Below are 17,316 nucleotides of genomic sequence, written 5' to 3' on the forward strand. Positions count from 1 at the left end.
AGCCAGTGCTGAACGCTAACTCTCTTCGCTTCCTAGCCAAGAAATCCGTGAGGCCGTAACCCAGCAAATGTTCATCCATATCCGCGGGCCAGTATAGTGGACCCCATTTGCGAGACCAAAAACCGACGAATTTAAGCTACTCCTTCGCCGGCTCTTTTGACCGTCCGGCCCGGTACACCTCGGCCGGGGTCTTGTACCCCAGTGACTGGTGCAAGCGGGCCTCGTTGTAGAAGGTGAAGTACGCCTTCAACCCCCGCTCCAACTCGGTCACCGTCTCGTATCCCCGCAGGAACACGTCCTCGTACTTCACCGTCCGCCACAGCCGCTCGACGAACACGTTGTCCAGGCACCGCCCCCGGCCGTCCATGCTCACCCGCGCCCCGGCCGCCTCCACCCGCTCGACCCACGCCCCGGCCGTGAACTGCACCCCTTGATCGGTGTTGAACACCTCCGGGGTGCCGGCCGCCAACGCCTCGTCCAGCATGTCCCGGCAGAACGCCCCGTCGAGCGTGTTCGACAACCGCCAGGCCACCACGTACCGGCTGTACCAGTCGATGGTGGCGGCCAAGTACATGAACCCGCCGGGCAGCGGCAGGTATGTAATGTCGGCACTCCACACCTGCCCGACGCGGTCGATCGGCACGCCGCGGAGGAGGTACGGGTACACCGGGTGGCCCCGCCCGGCCGACAGCTTCGGCTTCGGGTGGATGGCTTCCAGGCCCATGACCCGGAGCAACCGCTGGACCCGCTTGCGGTTCGCCGGGTGGCCGTTGCGGGCCAGCCACCGGGCGATCCGCCGGCTGCCGTAGAACGGGCAGGCCGTGTACTGCTCGTCGATCCGCCGCATGAGGGCCAGGTTGTCGGCCGACTCCTCGGCCGGCCCCCGGTAGTACGTGGCCCGGCCGAGCCCGACCAGTTGGCACTGCCGACGGACGCTCAGGTCGGCGTGCCCGGGGTCGATCAGCGGCCGCAGGTCGTCAACCGAACGTCGCAGCTTTTTTTTTCACCCAGTCGAGCTCGACCTTGAGCCGGCCGATCTGCTCGTACAGCGCGGGTGTCTGGTCGTCGCCGGGGGCGACCGCCTTCGCTCCGGCGGCGAACACGGCCTCGGCCCCGGCCAGGAGTTGCTTCTTCCACCCGTGGATGAGGGTCGGGTGGACGCCGAAGTGGGCGGCCAACTCGTTGACCGTCTTGTCGCCCTTCACCGCGGCCAGAGCGACCTGGGCTTTGAACGCCGCCGTGTGGGTCTTCCGCTTCGCCGTCATCAGGACCACCTCCGAGGGCCGCCAGAGTAGCTTACCTGGCGGTCTCAGTTTCGGGGTCCACTATACAGTGCGGGTACATCTCGCGTGCGTTCATGTGCAACGCGCGGGCGGCTCCTTGATCCAATTTCCCCAGTCGATTGAACGCCTCTTCCGTTTTTGCCGGCTCTTGTGAGTTGATTTTGGTGCTGATCTCTTTAGCCTCTGCCCACGCTTCCTCGAATGTGTAGATTCTCGCGGGTGGGTCGGGCTGGGGTGCAATTGCTACTTTCTTTGGTGCCGAATCCCGCTTCGCCAACTCCTCCTTCACCCGCCGCTCGACCTCGGCGTTCTGCTTCTCCGCGGCCGCGTCGGCCTGGGCGGCCGCCAGTTCTTTCCGGGCGGGGTCTCGATCGGAGCACCCCACTGCGAACAGCAGCCCGACGACGATGACCGGCAGTCGCAGGCGGGTGTCGTTGCCGCCCCGCCCGCGGGACAACGCCCGGCCGACTCGACCAACGACGGCTGCGGCGAGCATCAGCGCGGCCGCGGCGAGTACCAACCCCAGGGCGAGCGCCGCGAACACGACGGCGAGGGCCACGCCGGTGGCGACGGCCAGTACGATCGCCACGACGGCCAGTGGCGACGGGCGGAACCCGGCCAGCGAGACGGGGCGGCCGTTCACAGTGAAGTTCATCTGCCCCGGACCGGCCACGGGCGAAGTCTCGGTCAGGCGGACCACCTTACCGCAGGCCCCGCACCCCGCTTGTCGGGCGAGCGAGTCGGGGTCGTAGAGGACGGGTTCGCCGCACTGCGGGCACGGCGTTGCGGACACGGGTGACATGGCGGACCCTCGGTGACAGGGCCATTTTCGGGGGCCGGGACTAACGGGTCAAGGCTTCACGGCCGGCGACGGTGGGTCACTTCCTGACGGCCGGGGTGAACGACTTCAACACCCGGTCGAGGTCGGTCCCCCCGTCCTGGCAATGGAACTTCACCAGGCCGACGTCAGGAGCGTACCAGTGCGTGTACGTCCGCCCCGGGGTCGCCAAGACCTGGCCGTTCGTCTTGGTCACGACGATCCGCACCGGGACGGCGTGGTACTTCCCGGCCGGCACTTCCACGTCCTCGGCTTCCCCCACGGTCGCCATGCCGCCTTCGGGCAGGATGCCCTTCTGGACGGGCGTTTCGACGGCCCATGCGTCACCCTTCTTCGCGGGCGATTTGATCAGTAGGCGTGAGAGTTGGAAATTGCTCGTCGTGAGTTTGGTCACACCCTCATCGCTGATCGTGTACGTGTCGTCGTACGACCCGCCGCCCTCGGTGACGGAGACCGTGAGGAGCGTTTCCCCCTTCCGCTGCTCCGCCTTGGTGATCACTTCCTCCCACTCCCGCTTCTCTTGCTGGTAGACCCACTTCGCGCCGGCGGTGGTCGGGTAGTACGTCACCTTCGTTGCCGTTTTCGGTACCGGGGCGGCCGCCACATGGGTGACGGCCGCGAACAGCAGCCCGACGACGATGACGACGCGCATGTGATAGCCCCCGTTGCTGGAACCATCTTCGGGGGCGGGTGGTGACGGGTCAAGGGCGGTGGCGCCCTCAATCTGTTCACTACGGCATCGCACATGCACACGGACGTTTGTTCTTCAACAGACTGAGTACCACGTCCGTCCGGGGAGGCTCGCACATGGCCCACGTTCTGGTGCCCGACTTCACCGATGCCGCCCTTGCGGCCACGCCCCACGCCCGGCTGGCCGAGGGCGTTCACGACATCAACAACCAGTTGGCGGCGGCAATACTCGCGGGTGAGTGCCTGCGGCTTGTGCTCCCCGCGCACAGTCCTTCACAACAGTACGTGGACAAAATCCTGCGGGCGTGCAGTCAAGCCGCAAGGGACAGCCGCCGGTTGCGCGATGATGTTACCGCGATGATCGGACCGGCGGATCGGGCGGCAAGCGACCGGGGATTATGTCGGTGAGGGTTGGCCACTGACGCAGGCCGGCCCCCAAGTCGCGGCCCGCGCGCCACGGCAGATTGTAAGCGGGGAGCGGGCTGCGGCGGTTAGCCCCAGACGTCTCGGGGCAGGCACTCGCCGCTTGCCACGACTGCCGGCAGGCCGGACCCCGTCGCCGGGTCACTTGCGTGAGCGTGCATCTTCGGCGACGGCGGGGGCGGCGGGTCAAGGGGCGGATTGGTAGGAATGTATCCTTGACCTGTCAGCGAAGGAGGAACAGTGCAAGATTGTCAGGGACGTGATATTCCACGAAGGTAATTTTCTCAGAATTTACTGAGCCGCAAACAAAGCTTGACCTGTCCGAAAAACACCTTAAAAACAAGCCTTGCTAGTGCATTAACCTGAACGCCCGCTCACTTGTAATAAATGCTGACGCCATCTGGCCTTGCGTGAGCTCATAGAAGTGAGGTAAAAGGAGGGGGCTCGTAGCAAAAAGCCTGCTAAGCAAAGCTACGAGCCCCCGCGAGAAGAGAGTTGGATCATACCCCCAATCTCTCGACCGTACAACCTCAGATGCGAGCGGAGTGAACGACTCCGAATTGACAAATGGCGGCTGCCACGCCGATGCGGTGGCCCGCATAACGAGACACCGGCTACCCCGTTCGTCCCCTAGTAAGAGCGACGAGGTAGCCGGTGCGGCTGACGGATTTCCCCGTCAATCGAGACCTTGCGGTTGTGCCGCAAGCCCTCTGGCTATTTAGTCAAGGGCGGCCGCTGGGTCTAGAGCAGCTTGCGGCAGGGAGGCTTCATAATGTTGAAGCCGAACTGGTTCGACGAGGCGTTTTGCGAGACGATGGACAAGGCGACGGCGGAGGGCGTCCTCCGTGAAGTTGCTGAGTCGCCGCGGATCATCGCGGCACTCAAGGAAGCACTCGCCGAGCATGACAAACATGCAGGGCAACACGGTTGGGCGGGTCCGTCCCGTACCCAGGTCGTGCGTCGAGCACTCGCCGAAGTGCTCGACAGCGAGAATTAATTCGCCTCGGCTTCTTGACGAACTTCCGCCTTACGGAAGTCAATGACGCACTCTGACAACTGCCTCAGCAACGTCTTGGGGCAGTTGTTCGCCAGCCTTTCCATGAACATGCGCACGAACCGCTCTGATTGCGGTTCCGTGTCCATCTCACGGACTTGGCTGGCGAACTTTACAAGATTGCTTGGGACCATCAGAATTCCCCTCGCGGTCGGGAAGACTCTCGCACGCCGGCGGCGATTCAGTCAACCCCATCACCCCACCTTCAGCGTCGTGACCAACTCACTGTCCGCGTCCACGGCCCCGCTCGTGGTCGTCGCGCACGCCTGTAACTCCACGGGGTATCGGATCTCTTCCCGCCCCGGAACGACGGTCGACCGGGAGCGATCGCAGTAGCGGGGGAAGAAAGCCCGGGCGACGGAGGCGAAAGTCGAGGGCTTGGCCGCCCGCGTCGAGCAGGAGATTCAGGTCCGCGGCGGGGCGAGGCCGACGGCGAAGTGGATCAGCGAGGTCGCGATGTTAGGGTGGGTGCCGGTGGAGAGGTGAGGAAGGGATGAGGTGGGGTTGATGGGGGCAATAATTAGGATCTCTCGACGCGCTGTTTTTTCTTCTTCGTTTTGGTTTTTGTTTTCTCCGATGCAGGAGAAGGGAACACGAATTTCATCACGATGATCAGAAATGCGAACACGTTGATTGTTGTCGTTGTGATGAGAGCCAAGAGTACATGATGATTGATGGTGAGCAGGCCGTTCCCTTGCCATACCACGATGGCGAGAATGGCGAGTTGCCAGCCAAGGACCACCCGCATGGCGAACTGGCAGAGATCCTTGCGAAATTGGATCAGTTGTTGGTGTGTTGCTTTTTCTTGGTCCAGATTTAGTTGCCGACGATCGTTTATAAGCCGCAGTCGCTTGATCGTTTCCAGTTCGCGGGGGCCTCGCCTTTGTGTTTTTTTGCCCGCGGGCGCACCCTCGTCCTCGGTAACGTTCGAAGCTGTCAGCGCCCCCAACGGAACTTTGTCAGGCTGGTCGGGCATTCCGTTTATTCCAGAGGTCAACGTAGTGCTGACGAATGTCCGCGTTGGGAATCACGCAATGCGAAGTCCATGACTCTTCTGGTCGCTTGTTTTCAACATTCTCTTTCTTCATTCGTTCCCGCGCGTTCCACCACGGAGTACCGGGCTGGTGCGTGAGGTTGGACAACTGAATGCCGCTCATCGAACCGTATGTCTTCCACACCCACTCAAGCAGTTGAAGTTTATCGGTATCTCCTTTGGGGACGAAAGGAGCATCAAGCGAAAATTCAAAGGGGTCATCCCCAGTGGGCACCGGGACATGCGCGAGTTTTCGAATCGCCCCACCCCCATACTCTTTGAACTCATGGAACAACGGAGAAACCACGGGTCCGTATCGCCAAGCCTGAACCGGCTCCTCGAACAACGGATTGCCCGTCACAGCCAGGTACCATCCGTCGGCGATATAAACCAACTTCAAGAGTTGCATGGGCGTGACAGGTCGTTGGTCGCGACCACTTCGCTCCAAGAACTCGTTCGCAATGGCTGCTGCTGGCAGGAGTATGGCTGCCATGAGATTTCCCCTAATAACACCCAGAGGGGATTGTACGCTTGTCGAGTATAGCCGGTGTAAATTCTGTCAGAACACTCGTTGCTATTCTTACCGTGATAACACCTTGCGCTAGATTCCGATTTTGATAAGAGTTCGGATAATCGGTTCGCAAGGAAGAGTCCACTCAACTTGAGATTGACCGTTTCAATCCTTACCTCCCCGCCGTCCGCCCGATGCTGATCCGCCACCCGCCGAAGTGCAGGGTGCCGAGGTCGTCGGTCCTCTGGGATGAAGTGAAGATGCCGGGGACGAAGCTGTACACCCTGGACTTGCCTTCCCGCCGGTCTTCCAAAATCCCGGCGTCTTTCAGCACGCGCAGGTGCGGGGAGACTCTCGTCGTGGTTGACGCCACCCGATCGGCAATCTTGCCGACCGCCGATGGCCCAGCCACCGCGATGTCGTGGACGATGCTCACTCGCGTCGGGTCCGCGAGGGCCATGAGTCTCGCGGCCACGGTGCGCGCGGTTGGATAGTCGGTCATGGGATCAAAAGCGGGACGGGCGAACGGAGGCCGATCCCAGAACCTTACCCGCGCACGAGGCCGAGCACAACCCGGACGTGCGGGCCACCGGCGGCGGCGATTCTTTGCCCTTCGGCCGCCCGATCGGGTATGCTTCACCCGCCGCATCACCGTGGTCCCGGCGACGGGGTTCGGCCCTCGGGTTGCAGTCGTGGCCAGCGGCGAGTGCCTGCCCTGAGACGTTAGGGGCTAACCGCCGCAGTCCGCGCTCCACATCTGAACTGCGTGGGGCGAGCGGGCCGCGACTTGGGGGCCGGCCTGCGCCAGTGGCCACCCCTCGCTCACTTCGCCGGCGTGAACGACTTGAGGACCATCGTCCGCTCGCGGTCGCCGATCTTGGACACGGCCTTCACCTTCCCCGCTCCGACCGCGTACCACTGCGTGACGGCGACCGGCCCCGCGACCCTCTCGGCCTTGGGGTTTTTCCGCTTGGACTCCACCGACACGGCCTTGAACTTCCCGGCCGGCGTCTCCACGTCCTCCTCCTTACCGACGACGTAGGTCGTGGCCTCGCTCTGCAGGCCGGCCGAACGATTCGCCGGTGCGGGATCGAAGTCCCACGTGTCGCCGGACTTCGCCGGCAGCTTGAGCAACGGCTGCGGCTTCGGCAGATCCTTCGCCCCACGGGCCACGAGAGTAACGCCCTTGTCGGACACCTCGTTCGTCATGACGGACTTGCCACCGGCCACCGCCGAAGTCGGGTCGTCGCTCTCCTCGGTGACCCGCCACACGCCGTCCTTCTCCACCACCGCCGTGACTACAATTGTCAGCTCGGTCGTGGTGCCATTGAACGTCACCTCGTACACCCGCTTCGTCCCGACCTTCGTCGGGAAGTACAGGGCGTCGGCCTTCTTGGCCCCCATCGGTGGCGGGGCGGCAACGGCCAGTGGGGCGACGACGAACAGGGCCACGAGTGCGCGGAGCATGGGGTGTCCTCGATACGGATGGGGCGGTGAGAACTGAGCCTACCCGCCGGGCCGGCGTGGGGCAAGGATGATGTGCCGGACGACGGTTCGTGTCTGGCCGAGCAAGAGGTCAGGGTGCGGCCGGGTCTGGTGCAGCGTCTGGTTCGGCGTCTGTGCTACCCCAGGAAGATGCATCCATACGGCTCCCAATGCACCTCCAGAATGCGGAACTGGCCGGCCGGCAGGTCCGCGGCCGGCTCGCGGACGCGGAAGGTGCCCCTAGCCAACGCTTGGCTGCCGTTCGGGGCGGCGACCGGGACCAACTGGAAGCGGTTGTCGCGGGGGTCGAACCCTGTCACGTCCCATTCGGCCTCGCCGTCCTCCGGCGGGGACAACCAGCCGACGGCGCAGAACCAGTGCGGCCGACCGCGGAAGTCGGCGAACCCCGACCGCGGTCCGTCGCAGTAGTCCACAACCTCATGCACCGGCTCGAAGCCGTCGCCCATCGGTACGCCTCCGTCGCCGAACAGGGATTAGGCCAACTCGGAGTTGTTCTAATCCTGGCGGGCCGCCGACCCTAGCCGCTCGGCCGCTGCCGCTAGGCTAAACGCCCGCCGGCCGTCGGTCAATCACCAACCCATCCGGCGCGTTGCTGAGTGGGCGGGCCGTCAACCAATTTTTGCCCGGTGTTGAGTTTGGCTCGGCGTGCTCTGCTCTGACCGCCATGCGGCAAGCAACTCCGGCCACCACCGGGCCGCCGCCAGCAACGATAACAGCCGCTCAACCTGATGGGGATCCCGCACTTCGTTGAGGACCGCCGCGACCGCCGCACTCGGCTGGCCCAGGCGTCCCTCTGCCCGACGGACGAGTCGCCGCACCAGTCGTTGTGCCTGCGCTTGCGGATCGCGGACCGTCGGCGGGTTCTGCGGCCGCTTGGCCCGGACCGCCGGGTGCCCCGCGCCCGCCGGGTGCCCCGCGCCCGCCGCCTTGTGGGCCTCGGCCGGGAACCAGAGGAGGTGCCCGCACGACGGGCACGGTGCGTCCGGCGAGAGGCAGGACGGCTCGATTCGGCAGCGGCGGCCACACACCCTGCACCGATTCGGATCGCCTTCCGGTGTTCGAGACGACACAACCACCCGACAGCCCTCCGCCGCCGAACAGAGTCCGAGTGTGCGCCGGCGCATCATAACACCGGCAGGTCATTGGACCCCACCTGCAACCGCGGGTCAAGTCTTTACCCTTTACCCCTTCCCGAGCACCCCGTCGACGACCCAGCACCCGCGGACGTGAACGCCGTCGCCCCGGCAGTGGCCCAACACGTCGGCGTCCTCGCACCCGGCGTCTTGGAGCGCATCCGCGAGGATCGGCAGGCGGTCGAACGCACGCTCTTCGTAGATGGTCTCCGCGAGGCCGACGGTGGTGGACGTGAGCCAAGACGAGTCGGGGATGAAGTGGCGGAACGGGTTGCCCAGGATGTCACGCATCACCGACGGGAGTGCTGGAAGGCCGTACGGCGGGTACGCGCGGCGGCGTAGGCGTAGGGCCTCCTCGGTGGCGGTCCTCGCGAGCAAAAAGATGTGGGTCACGTCTTCGGTGCCGCCACTCCGAACGCGCTCGCCCCACGCGGTCGTCGCAAGACTGCATTGCTCCCAGAGGCTCAGGTCGGACAGGAGGCCGTCCGCGTACTTTTCGGCGAACGCGACCGCCGCCCGGCTCCGCTCGTCCGTCAACTTGTCCCACTCGCACCGACAGCACGCACAGGCGTACAACCGCAGCTTGCGGCCGTCCGCCTCCCGCTTGAAGAAATCCAGCATCGCAGTCGGGTCGCCATCCGCCAGCCACTCCGCCTCCGTCATCGCCCGCCCTCCCCGCGCCGGTGCCGACCCGTGCCGAACCAGAACAGCACGCCGGCCAGGAGGAACACGACCGCGACGAGGACGGGCATGGGGGGTTACTCCTTCGGGGCCGGTGGCAAGTCTGTCGATTCAGTCTCGGACGATGCGGTATTCGCTGACGAATCCGTCATCGGTGAGACGGATCATGAGCCAGTCCGATTCCGTGGGTGAGGAACCACGCCCCTGGGCGAGCCAGTAGACCATCTGCCAGTTCGGAGAGTAGCTGGCCGGCGCGGGCTTGCCCATGCGCCCGATGATTTCCGCTTGCGGTATCCCTTTCAGGGTGCCTCGGGCAACCAGCCTTTCCGCCATCTCCAAGCGAACCCCTTTGGAGGCGAGGCGCTCGTCCTGCCAGTCCACTGCGTTGAACGGTCGGCCGGGCGATCGAATCACCCAGACTGCGATGACAACTGCGGCCACCCCGATCCCGGCCAGCGGCCACTTCCACCTTTGCCACATCATGGTCGCCTCCGATCCTAACGACACTTGAAAGGGCGACAACTGGCCGACGGTCACTTCTTCGGCGGATCAGCGCTGCGTGAACGCGAACTGATCGCCGTCCGTTTGCGGCCGCGCGACCCACTCGCCCGCCCACGCCCGGCCGAACCGCGGATCCGCGACGTTCGCCTCGAAGTTCGCCCGGAACGGCATATCTACTTCCGCTCCCTATCGGCCTTATTCTCTTTCTTGCTCATCGCCTTGAGTTCGGCTATTGCACGAGCCGAGCGGGCCATCCGCTGTCGGAGCGTTTCCGTCTCAACCGGGTCGGGGACGGGCTTGAGGCTCGCCGGAACCGCCCAGAGTGGTATGCGCCAGTGACCGGCGTCGTCGATCACCACGGCCCCCGGCACCTTCCCATCCATGCACCACCTGCGAGCAGTTCCGGATGTGACACCGAGCAGGTGCGCGTATTGCGTGAGCGTTAGGGGGCGCGGCGGGAGGTCCTTCCGGGCGTGCGAGGAACTCTTAGTACCAAAGGGGTCAGGATGGAACAAATCCCGGACATCGTCATCGGTTGGCTCCTCACCCTCACCCTGCGGCGCGTTCTTCAGGAGTGACTTGAGTGCGCGGACGGCTTCCTTCGGGATCATGCGCACCCCGCCCGGGGTCCAAAAGGTGCCGCGAAGTTTGCCCTGGTGAATCCACTTCGAGACAACCTTGATTTCGACGCCTAGAGACTTGGCCGCTTCACCGACGGTGACGGGCTTCTCAACCCTGGGCTTTTGCATCGCCATCATGGCTTCCTCTTAAAAGAGGGGGCATCTTCCCACGCCGGAAAGACAGCGTCAAGCATCGCTGTCGAAACTCTGTTGTTGCTAGCCGAGTGAAGAGACCGCCGGCAAGCCGACGAAAGCAAAGCCGGCGACGGAGGCCGAGGTGAACGAACTGGCCCAGCCCGTCGAGAAGGAGATCCAGGCCCGGGGGAATCAACGCCTGACGGCGCGACAGTTCGCAGAGATGGCGGCGGTGTTCAAGTGGGTGCCGGCCGAGCGGGTGGAATGACACTCCAGGTTTCAACGGTTGGCACCTGAGTCGTTGTCAGAGCAACACATTTGGCCTGCTGCCGACCGGTGGTGGTAATTTTCCACAAGCGGTAGGAAGATCACTGCGATTCGGTTCCCTCCCATCACTTCTTCCGCTTCTTCACCATCGGCGTCGGCTTCACCTCGACGGGCTTCTTCGCGGGGCGCCCGCGTCCGGCTTTCGGGGTTGGTGTCTCGGGCGACTCGTCGAACACTTCCTCGAACACTTTGCACTCAACCCCCAGGGACCGGCAAAGTTTGACGACCGAGTCCCACAGCGGCACGGCTTGATCGTTCTCCCAGGATGAAATCGACTTTTGTGGAAGGCCGCTTTCTTGTGCCAGTCGACTCTGTGACCAGCTCTTTCCCTCGCGTAACTCTTTGAGTTTTGGACCGAACAAATGAATTCCTCCGAATAAGTGGAAATCCACTTGAACCTAAAGTGGAACTGCACTAATATCTCCCCACAGGCATCGGTAGACATCCTGATACCTCTTTAGCCAAACCGGCCCGAATCCTGAACCCCGCTCGCCGACTCCCCTGAACGACCGCACGTCGCGGGCTGGTGAGAGACTGCGCGCTGATGGAGAAGCCATGGACGCCGTGAAATTGCTGGTTGACGAGCCCGCCGGGCGGATCGACGTCGTACCCGTTCGGCACGGCGAGCGACTGCCTGATGGGAGCATTTATACGCCGATCGGTCTATGTCGGTTGGTGATCGGGTACGGCCGTCCGTGGGCGGCGATCAAGGCCGACGCCGAGACGATCTGCTCCCTCTGGAACGGCTCTCGGGTGCAGTCGTGACGACGGCCGCCGAGTGGGGTCAGGCCGCCGCGATGGTCGACCACCTCGCGGCCCTTCACCTGCAAAGCGTTCTGCACGTGAACGCGTTCAAATCGCTTCGCGAACTGAAGAACTACCTCCGCCGCTGAAGTTCATTATCCCCCAACCGAAAGGATTCACAGTCATGGCCAAGACCAAGCCACCCTTCGACGAGGCCGTCCTCGACCCCACCCGCGACCTGCTGCTGACGGGGCTCGAAAACATGATGATCCAGTACCTGCGCGAGATGCTGTCCGCGTTCCAGTTCGTCAACCTCACCGCCTTGCAGGAGTTCGTCGATCGACGATTCGGGGGCGTTCACGCACACTCGCGGGCGGAATGGGCGAGGCAGTGGGGCGACGCGGCGGCCGAGCGGATGCGGATGCTCGCCCACGACTACCACACCGACCGCGAGCGGCTGTACGCCTTCTTCGCCGCGGCCGGAGAGTATCAGATCACCCCGAGCAAGGAGGCCGCGTAATGCGACGCCAGCACCACGATCGCCGCATCGACACCGCTCAACTCAACGACCTTGTCCGCCGATTCGGCACTGAGGCCCTCTCGCTGCCAGTCATGGGCAGCAAGCACCTCCGGGCCATCCTCGACCGCGAGGGTGTTGCCCTGCACCCGAGGGCACTCGGGGAGCTTCGCCACATGCTGCAACTGGAGCGCGTCAAGCAGGTCATCACCGACGCCCGCGGCAAACGCTAACCACTCACGCGCCCCGCAGCGGATGGGAACGGCCGTCGTTGGCCGTCGGGGTCCTCGCACGTCCCGAGGGTAGGATTGTGCGTCTTCACGGAGGGAAGAAATGCAGACGACCTTGACCCCACCACAACTGGCCGAGCGGGTGTACCCCCTCGTCAGACAGTTCATGTTCAGGCGAGCCCCGGCGGCCCTCGCGGACGACCTCTCGCAAGAAGCCGTGCTGACGATCATGCGTTATTCGCACCGCTACGACGCCGGCAAGGGCGCGCCGACCACCTGGGCGGTGATGGTCTGTCGCAGCGTGTTGTCCAAGTCCCACCGTCGTCGCGGCACGAAGACCTTCGGGGAGTTGGTTGGCGACGACGGCCGGGAGTTCGACCCGGTTGACCACCGGCACGATGGGGGCGAGACAGGGCCTTCGCCGGCCGAACGCAACCGCCTCCGCGAACTGATGGCCCGCCTTGACCCCGCCGACCGCGAGTTCGTGCACGCCCGGTTCGTCCTTGAACTATCGGCGGTCGAGATCGCCGCGCAGAAGCTCATGACCGCGGGGCAGGTGGCGTGGCGGGTCGGTCGGATCATCCGGACCGCGAGGGGGCTGGCATGACCGCATCTCGTCCTATGACAACGACGTTGCGGTGCGCCTACTGCCGGACGGTGTTCACGTTTACCCGGCGAGCCGGCACGCTCCGGAAGTATTGCTCGATTGGGTGCCGATCCGCGGTTTTGCGGCCGCCGCGGATCGACCGGGATGCGCCCCAGCACTGCTGCATCTGCGAGGCGGTCATCCCCCCCGCGATTTCCACTCCGCCGCCGTGTCATCTGTCAATCCGCCGACTGCCTACGGCTGTACCGCGCGAGAACCGCCCGCGCCAGATTCCTCAAGAAGAATCCCCCTGATCGAACCCGTCCTTGCCTCCACTGCGGCCAGCCGTTCCGCAAGTGGGCACCCGGGCGGAATCGTACGAGGTACTGCTCGCCGACGTGCCGGGCCGACGCCGCCCGCTTACAGCAGAGATCCCGCATGGAGCGAATGCGGTTCGAAGACCCCGACAAGTTTGCCACCTACCAGGAGAACAAACGTGCCGACGCCCTCCGAAGAGCCCTCGCCACCAGTGCCGACCCCGCCCTGCTCGACAAGAAGCGCGAGCGGGGCCGCATTGGCGCACGCCGCCGCCGCGAAGAGCAGCGAGAATTCAACCTCCTCCGTGACCTCGATCGCCTTCAAGCCCTTGGACAGCCTGACCGTTGACGAAGCCGTTCGCGAGATCGGGGCCCTCTTCTCCTTGTCGGCCGTCGTGGTCACAAGAGCAGCACAGTTGTACAGGTGGCTGGCTGATCGGGGGGCGAAGGTAGAACTCCGCTCGCAGTTTTTCAAGAAGATGGTCCCGCTAGTGGCCCGGGGGGAAGTTTCCGAAGAGGCCGTCGCCGAGTTCGCCGAGGACAGGCGCGTCCTGAGCGTCGTCTCGCAACTCGACGTGGCGGAGCAGGTTCGCCTTCGATCCCCTCTCCGTCATCGTTACCCACGCCCCCGACGAGAAGAAAAAGAAGCCGGCCAAGCCCCGGAAGCGGGGGAAGAAATGACCCCGCCCGACGGCGAGTTCGTGTTCGTGCTCGTCCTCCGCCCCGTGGCCGACCCGCAGGCCGGTCCCGGCGTTCCCCCGCGTGACCCCGACTACCGACTCAAACTCGCCCTGAAGACGCTGCTCCGCGCGTTCGGCCTTCGGTGCGTCGCCGTGCGCAACCCTCAGTCCAGCGACCCGACACCCAACGAGGAACCTACCCCATGACCGAGACGATCACCATGACGTTCGCCGTCGAGCGGTGGATCGGCCGCCGGTGGCGCGAGACGGCCCGTTTTAATTTCAACCCCGTGGACCGCATGACTCGACTCCCCCACGGGCCACGTCGCCGGGGCGATCGTCGGCGGGCTGGCGGCCGGGCCCATCGGGGCGGTGGTCGGCGGGGCCGTCGGCGGTCAGGTCGGCGGCGAGGCGGCCGGCGCGATGGGCGGGGCGGCCGGGAAGGCCGCGGGCAAGGTGTACGACTTCGGCCAGCGGGCCCAGGAGGCGACGAGGAAGCTTCAGGAAATGAACGACCGCATCGGCAAGATGTCCGGCCTGCTGCACATGGTGCAGACCGAGGGCGAGATCCGCGACCAACTGCGGAGCCGCGAGCAGGGCGATCGAACGTCGTCATCGGCCCGGGCGCTGATGGAGAGCGACCAGGCGAACAAGGACAACCAGAAGGAGCAGACGATCCTCCTGGCCCGGATCGACAACTACTTCCAGAGCCTGGAGAACTACCTCTCCGCGATCGCCAACTGGCCGCTCGACAAGATCTCCAAGCAGCTCAACAGCCTACTGCCAGGGGACGACGCGAAGGGCGGCACGCTCGCGGAAGCGGCGCAGAAGCTCTATGAGCAGATTCAGCAGGAAGAGAAGGATGCACAGAAGCGAATGAATGGCAAGTGAGGCGGATGAGTTGATGAATTCACCGACCCTGCTTTGCCCGCTCTTCTTCAAGAATGTTCTGATACTGCTTCTCCGCAGCATCAATGAGAGGGTTGTTCCCATACTGGACAGCAGGTTTATGCTCCTTCCCCGCCATCCAGATACCCCCGCCGACGAGGGCGGCTACAAGGCCCGCAGCAATCCCGGCCAAGATCACGTGCATGCCGGTAACAGACGACTTCACCGGGCGGCGGGGTTCGAAGTCATCACGGCGGTCATCGTCATAGTCATCGTCGCGGGAGCGGGGCATCGGAAACCCTCGGGGATGCCTCCAGTGTCGCGAATTTGTTCGGTTCAGGCAACATCTTCCGTATCGGAGTTCTGAGCAATGTCCGTTTCATCGCCCGCCCAGTGGCAGTTCGGTTCGATCGTCCTGAGTTACCTCCAGTCCGAGATGCGGACGGAGAAAATCACCGACCCGGGCGGCGTGAGCGTCACCGCGTCGAAGCACACCATCACCGCCCGCGGGGTCGTGACGCGCGGGCTGGCCCCCACGACCAGCCCGGAGACGCCATCGCAGACGTTCGACCGGATCAAGAACGCACTGATGCGGCACCGCCGCTACTTCGTCTACGCCCCGTTCGGCCAGACGATGGTCGAGGTCGGGGACCGGAACAACCCGAACGACCCGGACGCGAACCGAGACCACGCGAACGGCCCGAAGGTGATCGACGTGCGGCCGGTGGAGATCGCCGAGGCCGCGTTCCTCATCGAGGTCGTCGTCGAGGTGACGCTCGCCTCGTGCGATACGGCCACGCGGAAGGTGCTCAACCACCACTTCAAGTACGACGAGTCGCGGGACATACAGGGCTACCGCACCCGCACCGTCGAGGGCATGATCGTCTGCCGGGATCGGACGCTGACGAAACAGCAGGCGTTGAAGGAGGCGGGCATCCCGGCCGTGGCCGGCGGGTACCAGGAGATCGACTTCGAATCGGGGTGGGAGCCGGACGGCCTGACCCTGAAGTACCACCGAACCGAAGAGCAGTATGAAATGCGGCCCCCCGATGAGGCGGCCGATGCCGTGGTCACGACGCAGATTTCGACCAGGGCCGGGACGGCGGCGGCCTACGCGACGATCACCGTCGAACTCACGGGCAACGTGGACCGGAAGTATTCCGAGGCCGTTGCCCTGGCGACGAAGTTGATGTTCTCGGTGGCGATGAGGTACCAAGTCTCAATCGGGAAAACCTCACCCATTCTGAATATTTCTTATCGCGGCGGAACCAAGCGCAAGTCCGTGTCGGCCACGATGACAGTGTTGGTGGACGCGAAGAAGGTCTTGGCGAACGGATCACCCGCTCTACGCTCTGACCTCTTCTCCGAGCCGCCGGTAGGAATGTTCCCCCAGGGCTCCGCCGCGTACACGATCCCGGCGGACACGCCGAACGAGAAGGACTTGCTCCGCGCCCCTTTCCAGGAGCCGTGCAGCGAGCTGGTAAAGCTGCCGACGCCGAGCCTCCCGGGCACGCTCGTGAGTGGACCGAATCCCTTCGCGAACCTCACCGGCGGCGGCCTCCAGCCCACGCCCGGCCCAATCGCCGGCGGCGGGGGTGTCGGGGGCGGGATCCTGATCGGCACCCCGGGCGGCGGGAACGGGGGAAACACGACTGTTCCGCCGAACCTGACGCCCCAGGAGATCGCCAACATCCTCGGCGGCCTGATCCCCATCGGCCCCGTCGGGCCGTCACCGAGTTCCATTGAGGCGACGGCCTTCGGCGTGGCCATCCCGACCGGGGGCGGGGCCGCGGCCGACGGGTTCACCGCCCTCCTCGACGGCTACAACCCCCAGGCCGGGGGCGTCGGCGGGGCCGACAACAGCTTCGGCTCGTTCGGCTCCAACCCCGTCACCAGCACGCCCACCCCAACGACCAAGCCCGATCCGGCCGACGACCCGTCCACGTACTCGGTCTACTACCTCACGTCCGAGATCGACGAGGAGACGGGCAAGCGGGTCATGCCGAACGCGGCCGCCAAGGACCCGAGCACCGGCCAGCCGTACCCGAACCCGGTGACCCAGACCAACCGGGGGAAGGCGACCGTCACCATCCGGTGGACGGCCGTCCGGTACGGCGTTCCGCCCCAGGAGCCCGACCCCCTCCCGCCGCCGTGCAAGGGAGACTTCATCCTCCTCAACCGGTGGGTGCGCCGAGACAACCCCCAGAAAGCCGACAGCGGGCACCTGAAGTTCACCGCCACGGGCAAATACGTGTACGGCCACCGGCGGCCCGAGCGGCTGGCCACGATGCAGGTGATCGCCCCGTTCCTGCTCCCCCAGGTCAAGGCTCAGTTCCCGGGCGGCCTGCCGGAAGCGACGGTGGCGAAGGACCCGATCTGGTGGGGTATCGCGAAGGTCCCGTCGCCCCTGTTCGCCGCCCAGTCGACGACGGATGTCATCTGCCTGAACGGCGTCCCCCTGAACCCCACGGTGTCGTTCCAGACCGGCGGGGCCGCCAACACGGGCAACCCGTGGCTGAACCTGCTCATCGACGGCATCAACGGGCAGGGGCCGTTCGGCGGCAACTACAACCCGAACCCCGGCGGGTGACCCCACCGCAAGCGTTTGCGGTGCCCGCT

27 protein-coding genes are annotated in these 17,316 nt (G+C 64.8%); 12 read left to right on the forward strand and 15 right to left on the reverse strand.

Annotation, left to right across the window (positions count from 1 at the left end):
- Positions 1-136 precede the first annotated feature (136 nt).
- From PX52LOC_RS22125 to PX52LOC_RS22135, 3 genes are all read right to left on the reverse strand, one after another.
- A protein-coding gene (locus PX52LOC_RS22125) for an IS3 family transposase (protein ID WP_390637529.1) occupies positions 137-1,268 on the reverse strand; the annotation gives its coding sequence in 2 pieces (ribosomal slippage) (positions 137-985 and positions 987-1,268; 1,131 coding nt in all).
- Between the two features lie 28 nt (positions 1,269-1,296).
- On the reverse strand, positions 1,297-2,085 hold the full coding sequence (locus PX52LOC_RS22130; protein ID WP_149112134.1) for a zinc ribbon domain-containing protein: 789 nt from the start codon (positions 2,083-2,085) through the stop codon (positions 1,297-1,299).
- Positions 2,086-2,161: 76 nt separating this feature from the next.
- Positions 2,162-2,773 (reverse strand): hypothetical protein, encoded by a 612-nt coding sequence (locus PX52LOC_RS22135; protein WP_149112135.1) that lies wholly within the window; start codon positions 2,771-2,773, stop codon positions 2,162-2,164.
- A 155-nt stretch (positions 2,774-2,928) separates the two neighbouring features.
- On the opposite strand from PX52LOC_RS22135, the gene PX52LOC_RS22140 reads away from it, so the two are divergent.
- Both PX52LOC_RS22140 and PX52LOC_RS22145 read left to right on the forward strand, forming a co-directional pair.
- Positions 2,929-3,219 (forward strand): hypothetical protein, encoded by a 291-nt coding sequence (locus PX52LOC_RS22140; protein WP_149112136.1) that lies wholly within the window; start codon positions 2,929-2,931, stop codon positions 3,217-3,219.
- Between the two features lie 787 nt (positions 3,220-4,006).
- On the forward strand, positions 4,007-4,231 hold the full coding sequence (locus tag PX52LOC_RS22145) for a hypothetical protein (protein ID WP_149112137.1): 225 nt from the start codon (positions 4,007-4,009) through the stop codon (positions 4,229-4,231).
- Positions 4,232-4,808: 577 nt separating this feature from the next.
- On the opposite strand, the gene PX52LOC_RS22150 is transcribed toward PX52LOC_RS22145, so the two are convergent.
- The 10 genes from PX52LOC_RS22150 to PX52LOC_RS22190 form a co-directional block, all read right to left on the reverse strand.
- Entirely contained in the window at positions 4,809-5,264 is a 456-nt protein-coding gene (locus tag PX52LOC_RS22150) for a hypothetical protein (RefSeq protein ID WP_149112138.1), read from the reverse strand.
- Positions 5,248-5,814: a Panacea domain-containing protein gene (locus tag PX52LOC_RS22155; RefSeq protein WP_149112139.1), complete on the reverse strand. Its 567-nt coding sequence runs from the start codon at positions 5,812-5,814 to the stop codon at positions 5,248-5,250. The genes PX52LOC_RS22150 and PX52LOC_RS22155 overlap by 17 nt, the downstream gene beginning before the upstream one ends.
- A 190-nt stretch (positions 5,815-6,004) precedes the next feature.
- Positions 6,005-6,292, reverse strand: a complete 288-nt coding sequence (locus tag PX52LOC_RS40805; RefSeq protein ID WP_168219141.1) for an ArsR/SmtB family transcription factor — start codon at positions 6,290-6,292, stop codon at positions 6,005-6,007.
- A gap of 362 nt (positions 6,293-6,654) precedes the next feature.
- On the reverse strand, positions 6,655-7,299 hold the full coding sequence (locus PX52LOC_RS22165; protein WP_149112141.1) for a hypothetical protein: 645 nt from the start codon (positions 7,297-7,299) through the stop codon (positions 6,655-6,657).
- Positions 7,300-7,454: 155 nt separating this feature from the next.
- On the reverse strand, positions 7,455-7,784 hold the full coding sequence (locus tag PX52LOC_RS22170) for a hypothetical protein (protein WP_149112142.1): 330 nt from the start codon (positions 7,782-7,784) through the stop codon (positions 7,455-7,457).
- A gap of 162 nt (positions 7,785-7,946) precedes the next feature.
- Positions 7,947-8,366, reverse strand: a complete 420-nt coding sequence (locus PX52LOC_RS22175) for a hypothetical protein (protein ID WP_149112143.1) — start codon at positions 8,364-8,366, stop codon at positions 7,947-7,949.
- A gap of 153 nt (positions 8,367-8,519) precedes the next feature.
- Positions 8,520-9,134, reverse strand: a complete 615-nt coding sequence (locus PX52LOC_RS42730; protein WP_246173438.1) for a hypothetical protein — start codon at positions 9,132-9,134, stop codon at positions 8,520-8,522.
- Between the two features lie 129 nt (positions 9,135-9,263).
- A complete protein-coding gene (locus PX52LOC_RS22185; RefSeq protein ID WP_149112144.1) occupies positions 9,264-9,635 on the reverse strand; it encodes a hypothetical protein in 372 nt (123 codons plus the stop codon).
- 66 nt (positions 9,636-9,701) lie between these two features.
- Entirely contained in the window at positions 9,702-9,824 is a 123-nt protein-coding gene (locus PX52LOC_RS43390) for a hypothetical protein (protein ID WP_261345030.1), read from the reverse strand.
- Positions 9,825-9,826: 2 nt separating this feature from the next.
- Positions 9,827-10,411: a helix-turn-helix domain-containing protein gene (locus tag PX52LOC_RS22190; protein ID WP_149112145.1), complete on the reverse strand. Its 585-nt coding sequence runs from the start codon at positions 10,409-10,411 to the stop codon at positions 9,827-9,829.
- 139 nt (positions 10,412-10,550) lie between these two features.
- On the opposite strand from PX52LOC_RS22190, the gene PX52LOC_RS43395 reads away from it, so the two are divergent.
- Positions 10,551-10,676: a hypothetical protein gene (locus tag PX52LOC_RS43395; RefSeq protein ID WP_261345031.1), complete on the forward strand. Its 126-nt coding sequence runs from the start codon at positions 10,551-10,553 to the stop codon at positions 10,674-10,676.
- Positions 10,677-10,800: 124 nt separating this feature from the next.
- Here the strand turns inward: PX52LOC_RS43395 and PX52LOC_RS43400 are convergent, their stop codons facing one another.
- Positions 10,801-11,127, reverse strand: a complete 327-nt coding sequence (locus PX52LOC_RS43400) for a helix-turn-helix domain-containing protein (protein ID WP_149112146.1) — start codon at positions 11,125-11,127, stop codon at positions 10,801-10,803.
- A 163-nt stretch (positions 11,128-11,290) separates the two neighbouring features.
- Here PX52LOC_RS43400 and PX52LOC_RS22200 point away from each other — a divergent pair, with 163 nt between their 5' ends.
- The 8 genes from PX52LOC_RS22200 to PX52LOC_RS22230 all read left to right on the forward strand — a co-directional run bounded on the left by PX52LOC_RS22200 (position 11,291) and on the right by PX52LOC_RS22230 (position 14,700).
- Complete coding sequence (locus tag PX52LOC_RS22200) at positions 11,291-11,500, forward strand: hypothetical protein (protein WP_149112147.1); 210 nt, start codon at positions 11,291-11,293, stop codon at positions 11,498-11,500.
- Entirely contained in the window at positions 11,497-11,628 is a 132-nt protein-coding gene (locus PX52LOC_RS43405) for a hypothetical protein (RefSeq protein WP_261345032.1), read from the forward strand. The genes PX52LOC_RS22200 and PX52LOC_RS43405 overlap by 4 nt, the downstream gene beginning before the upstream one ends.
- 35 nt (positions 11,629-11,663) lie before the next feature.
- Positions 11,664-11,999: a hypothetical protein gene (locus PX52LOC_RS22205; protein ID WP_149112148.1), complete on the forward strand. Its 336-nt coding sequence runs from the start codon at positions 11,664-11,666 to the stop codon at positions 11,997-11,999.
- Entirely contained in the window at positions 11,999-12,229 is a 231-nt protein-coding gene (locus tag PX52LOC_RS22210; RefSeq protein WP_149112149.1) for a hypothetical protein, read from the forward strand. The genes PX52LOC_RS22205 and PX52LOC_RS22210 overlap by 1 nt, the downstream gene beginning before the upstream one ends.
- A gap of 100 nt (positions 12,230-12,329) precedes the next feature.
- On the forward strand, positions 12,330-12,833 hold the full coding sequence (locus PX52LOC_RS22215) for a sigma-70 family RNA polymerase sigma factor (protein WP_149112150.1): 504 nt from the start codon (positions 12,330-12,332) through the stop codon (positions 12,831-12,833).
- A gap of 417 nt (positions 12,834-13,250) precedes the next feature.
- Positions 13,251-13,478 carry a hypothetical protein gene (locus PX52LOC_RS40810; protein ID WP_168219143.1) on the forward strand — a complete coding sequence of 76 codons (228 nt, stop codon included), beginning with the start codon at positions 13,251-13,253 and terminating at the stop codon, positions 13,476-13,478.
- Complete coding sequence (locus tag PX52LOC_RS22225; protein WP_149112152.1) at positions 13,435-14,016, forward strand: hypothetical protein; 582 nt, start codon at positions 13,435-13,437, stop codon at positions 14,014-14,016. Before PX52LOC_RS40810 ends, PX52LOC_RS22225 begins: the two co-directional genes overlap by 44 nt.
- A gap of 165 nt (positions 14,017-14,181) precedes the next feature.
- Complete coding sequence (locus tag PX52LOC_RS22230; protein ID WP_149112153.1) at positions 14,182-14,700, forward strand: hypothetical protein; 519 nt, start codon at positions 14,182-14,184, stop codon at positions 14,698-14,700.
- A 19-nt stretch (positions 14,701-14,719) separates the two neighbouring features.
- Here PX52LOC_RS22230 and PX52LOC_RS22235 read toward each other — a convergent pair whose 3' ends face one another.
- Positions 14,720-14,989 (reverse strand): hypothetical protein, encoded by a 270-nt coding sequence (locus PX52LOC_RS22235; RefSeq protein WP_149112154.1) that lies wholly within the window; start codon positions 14,987-14,989, stop codon positions 14,720-14,722.
- 78 nt (positions 14,990-15,067) lie between these two features.
- Between PX52LOC_RS22235 and PX52LOC_RS22240 the strand changes: the two genes are divergently transcribed.
- The gene (locus PX52LOC_RS22240; RefSeq protein ID WP_149112155.1) at positions 15,068-17,287 is read left to right on the forward strand and encodes a hypothetical protein; all 2,220 of its coding nucleotides are present in this window, start codon (positions 15,068-15,070) and stop codon (positions 17,285-17,287) included.
- Positions 17,288-17,316 lie beyond the last annotated feature (29 nt).

The organism is Limnoglobus roseus, assembly GCF_008254045.1.
GTDB lineage: Bacteria > Planctomycetota > Planctomycetia > Gemmatales > Gemmataceae > Limnoglobus > Limnoglobus roseus.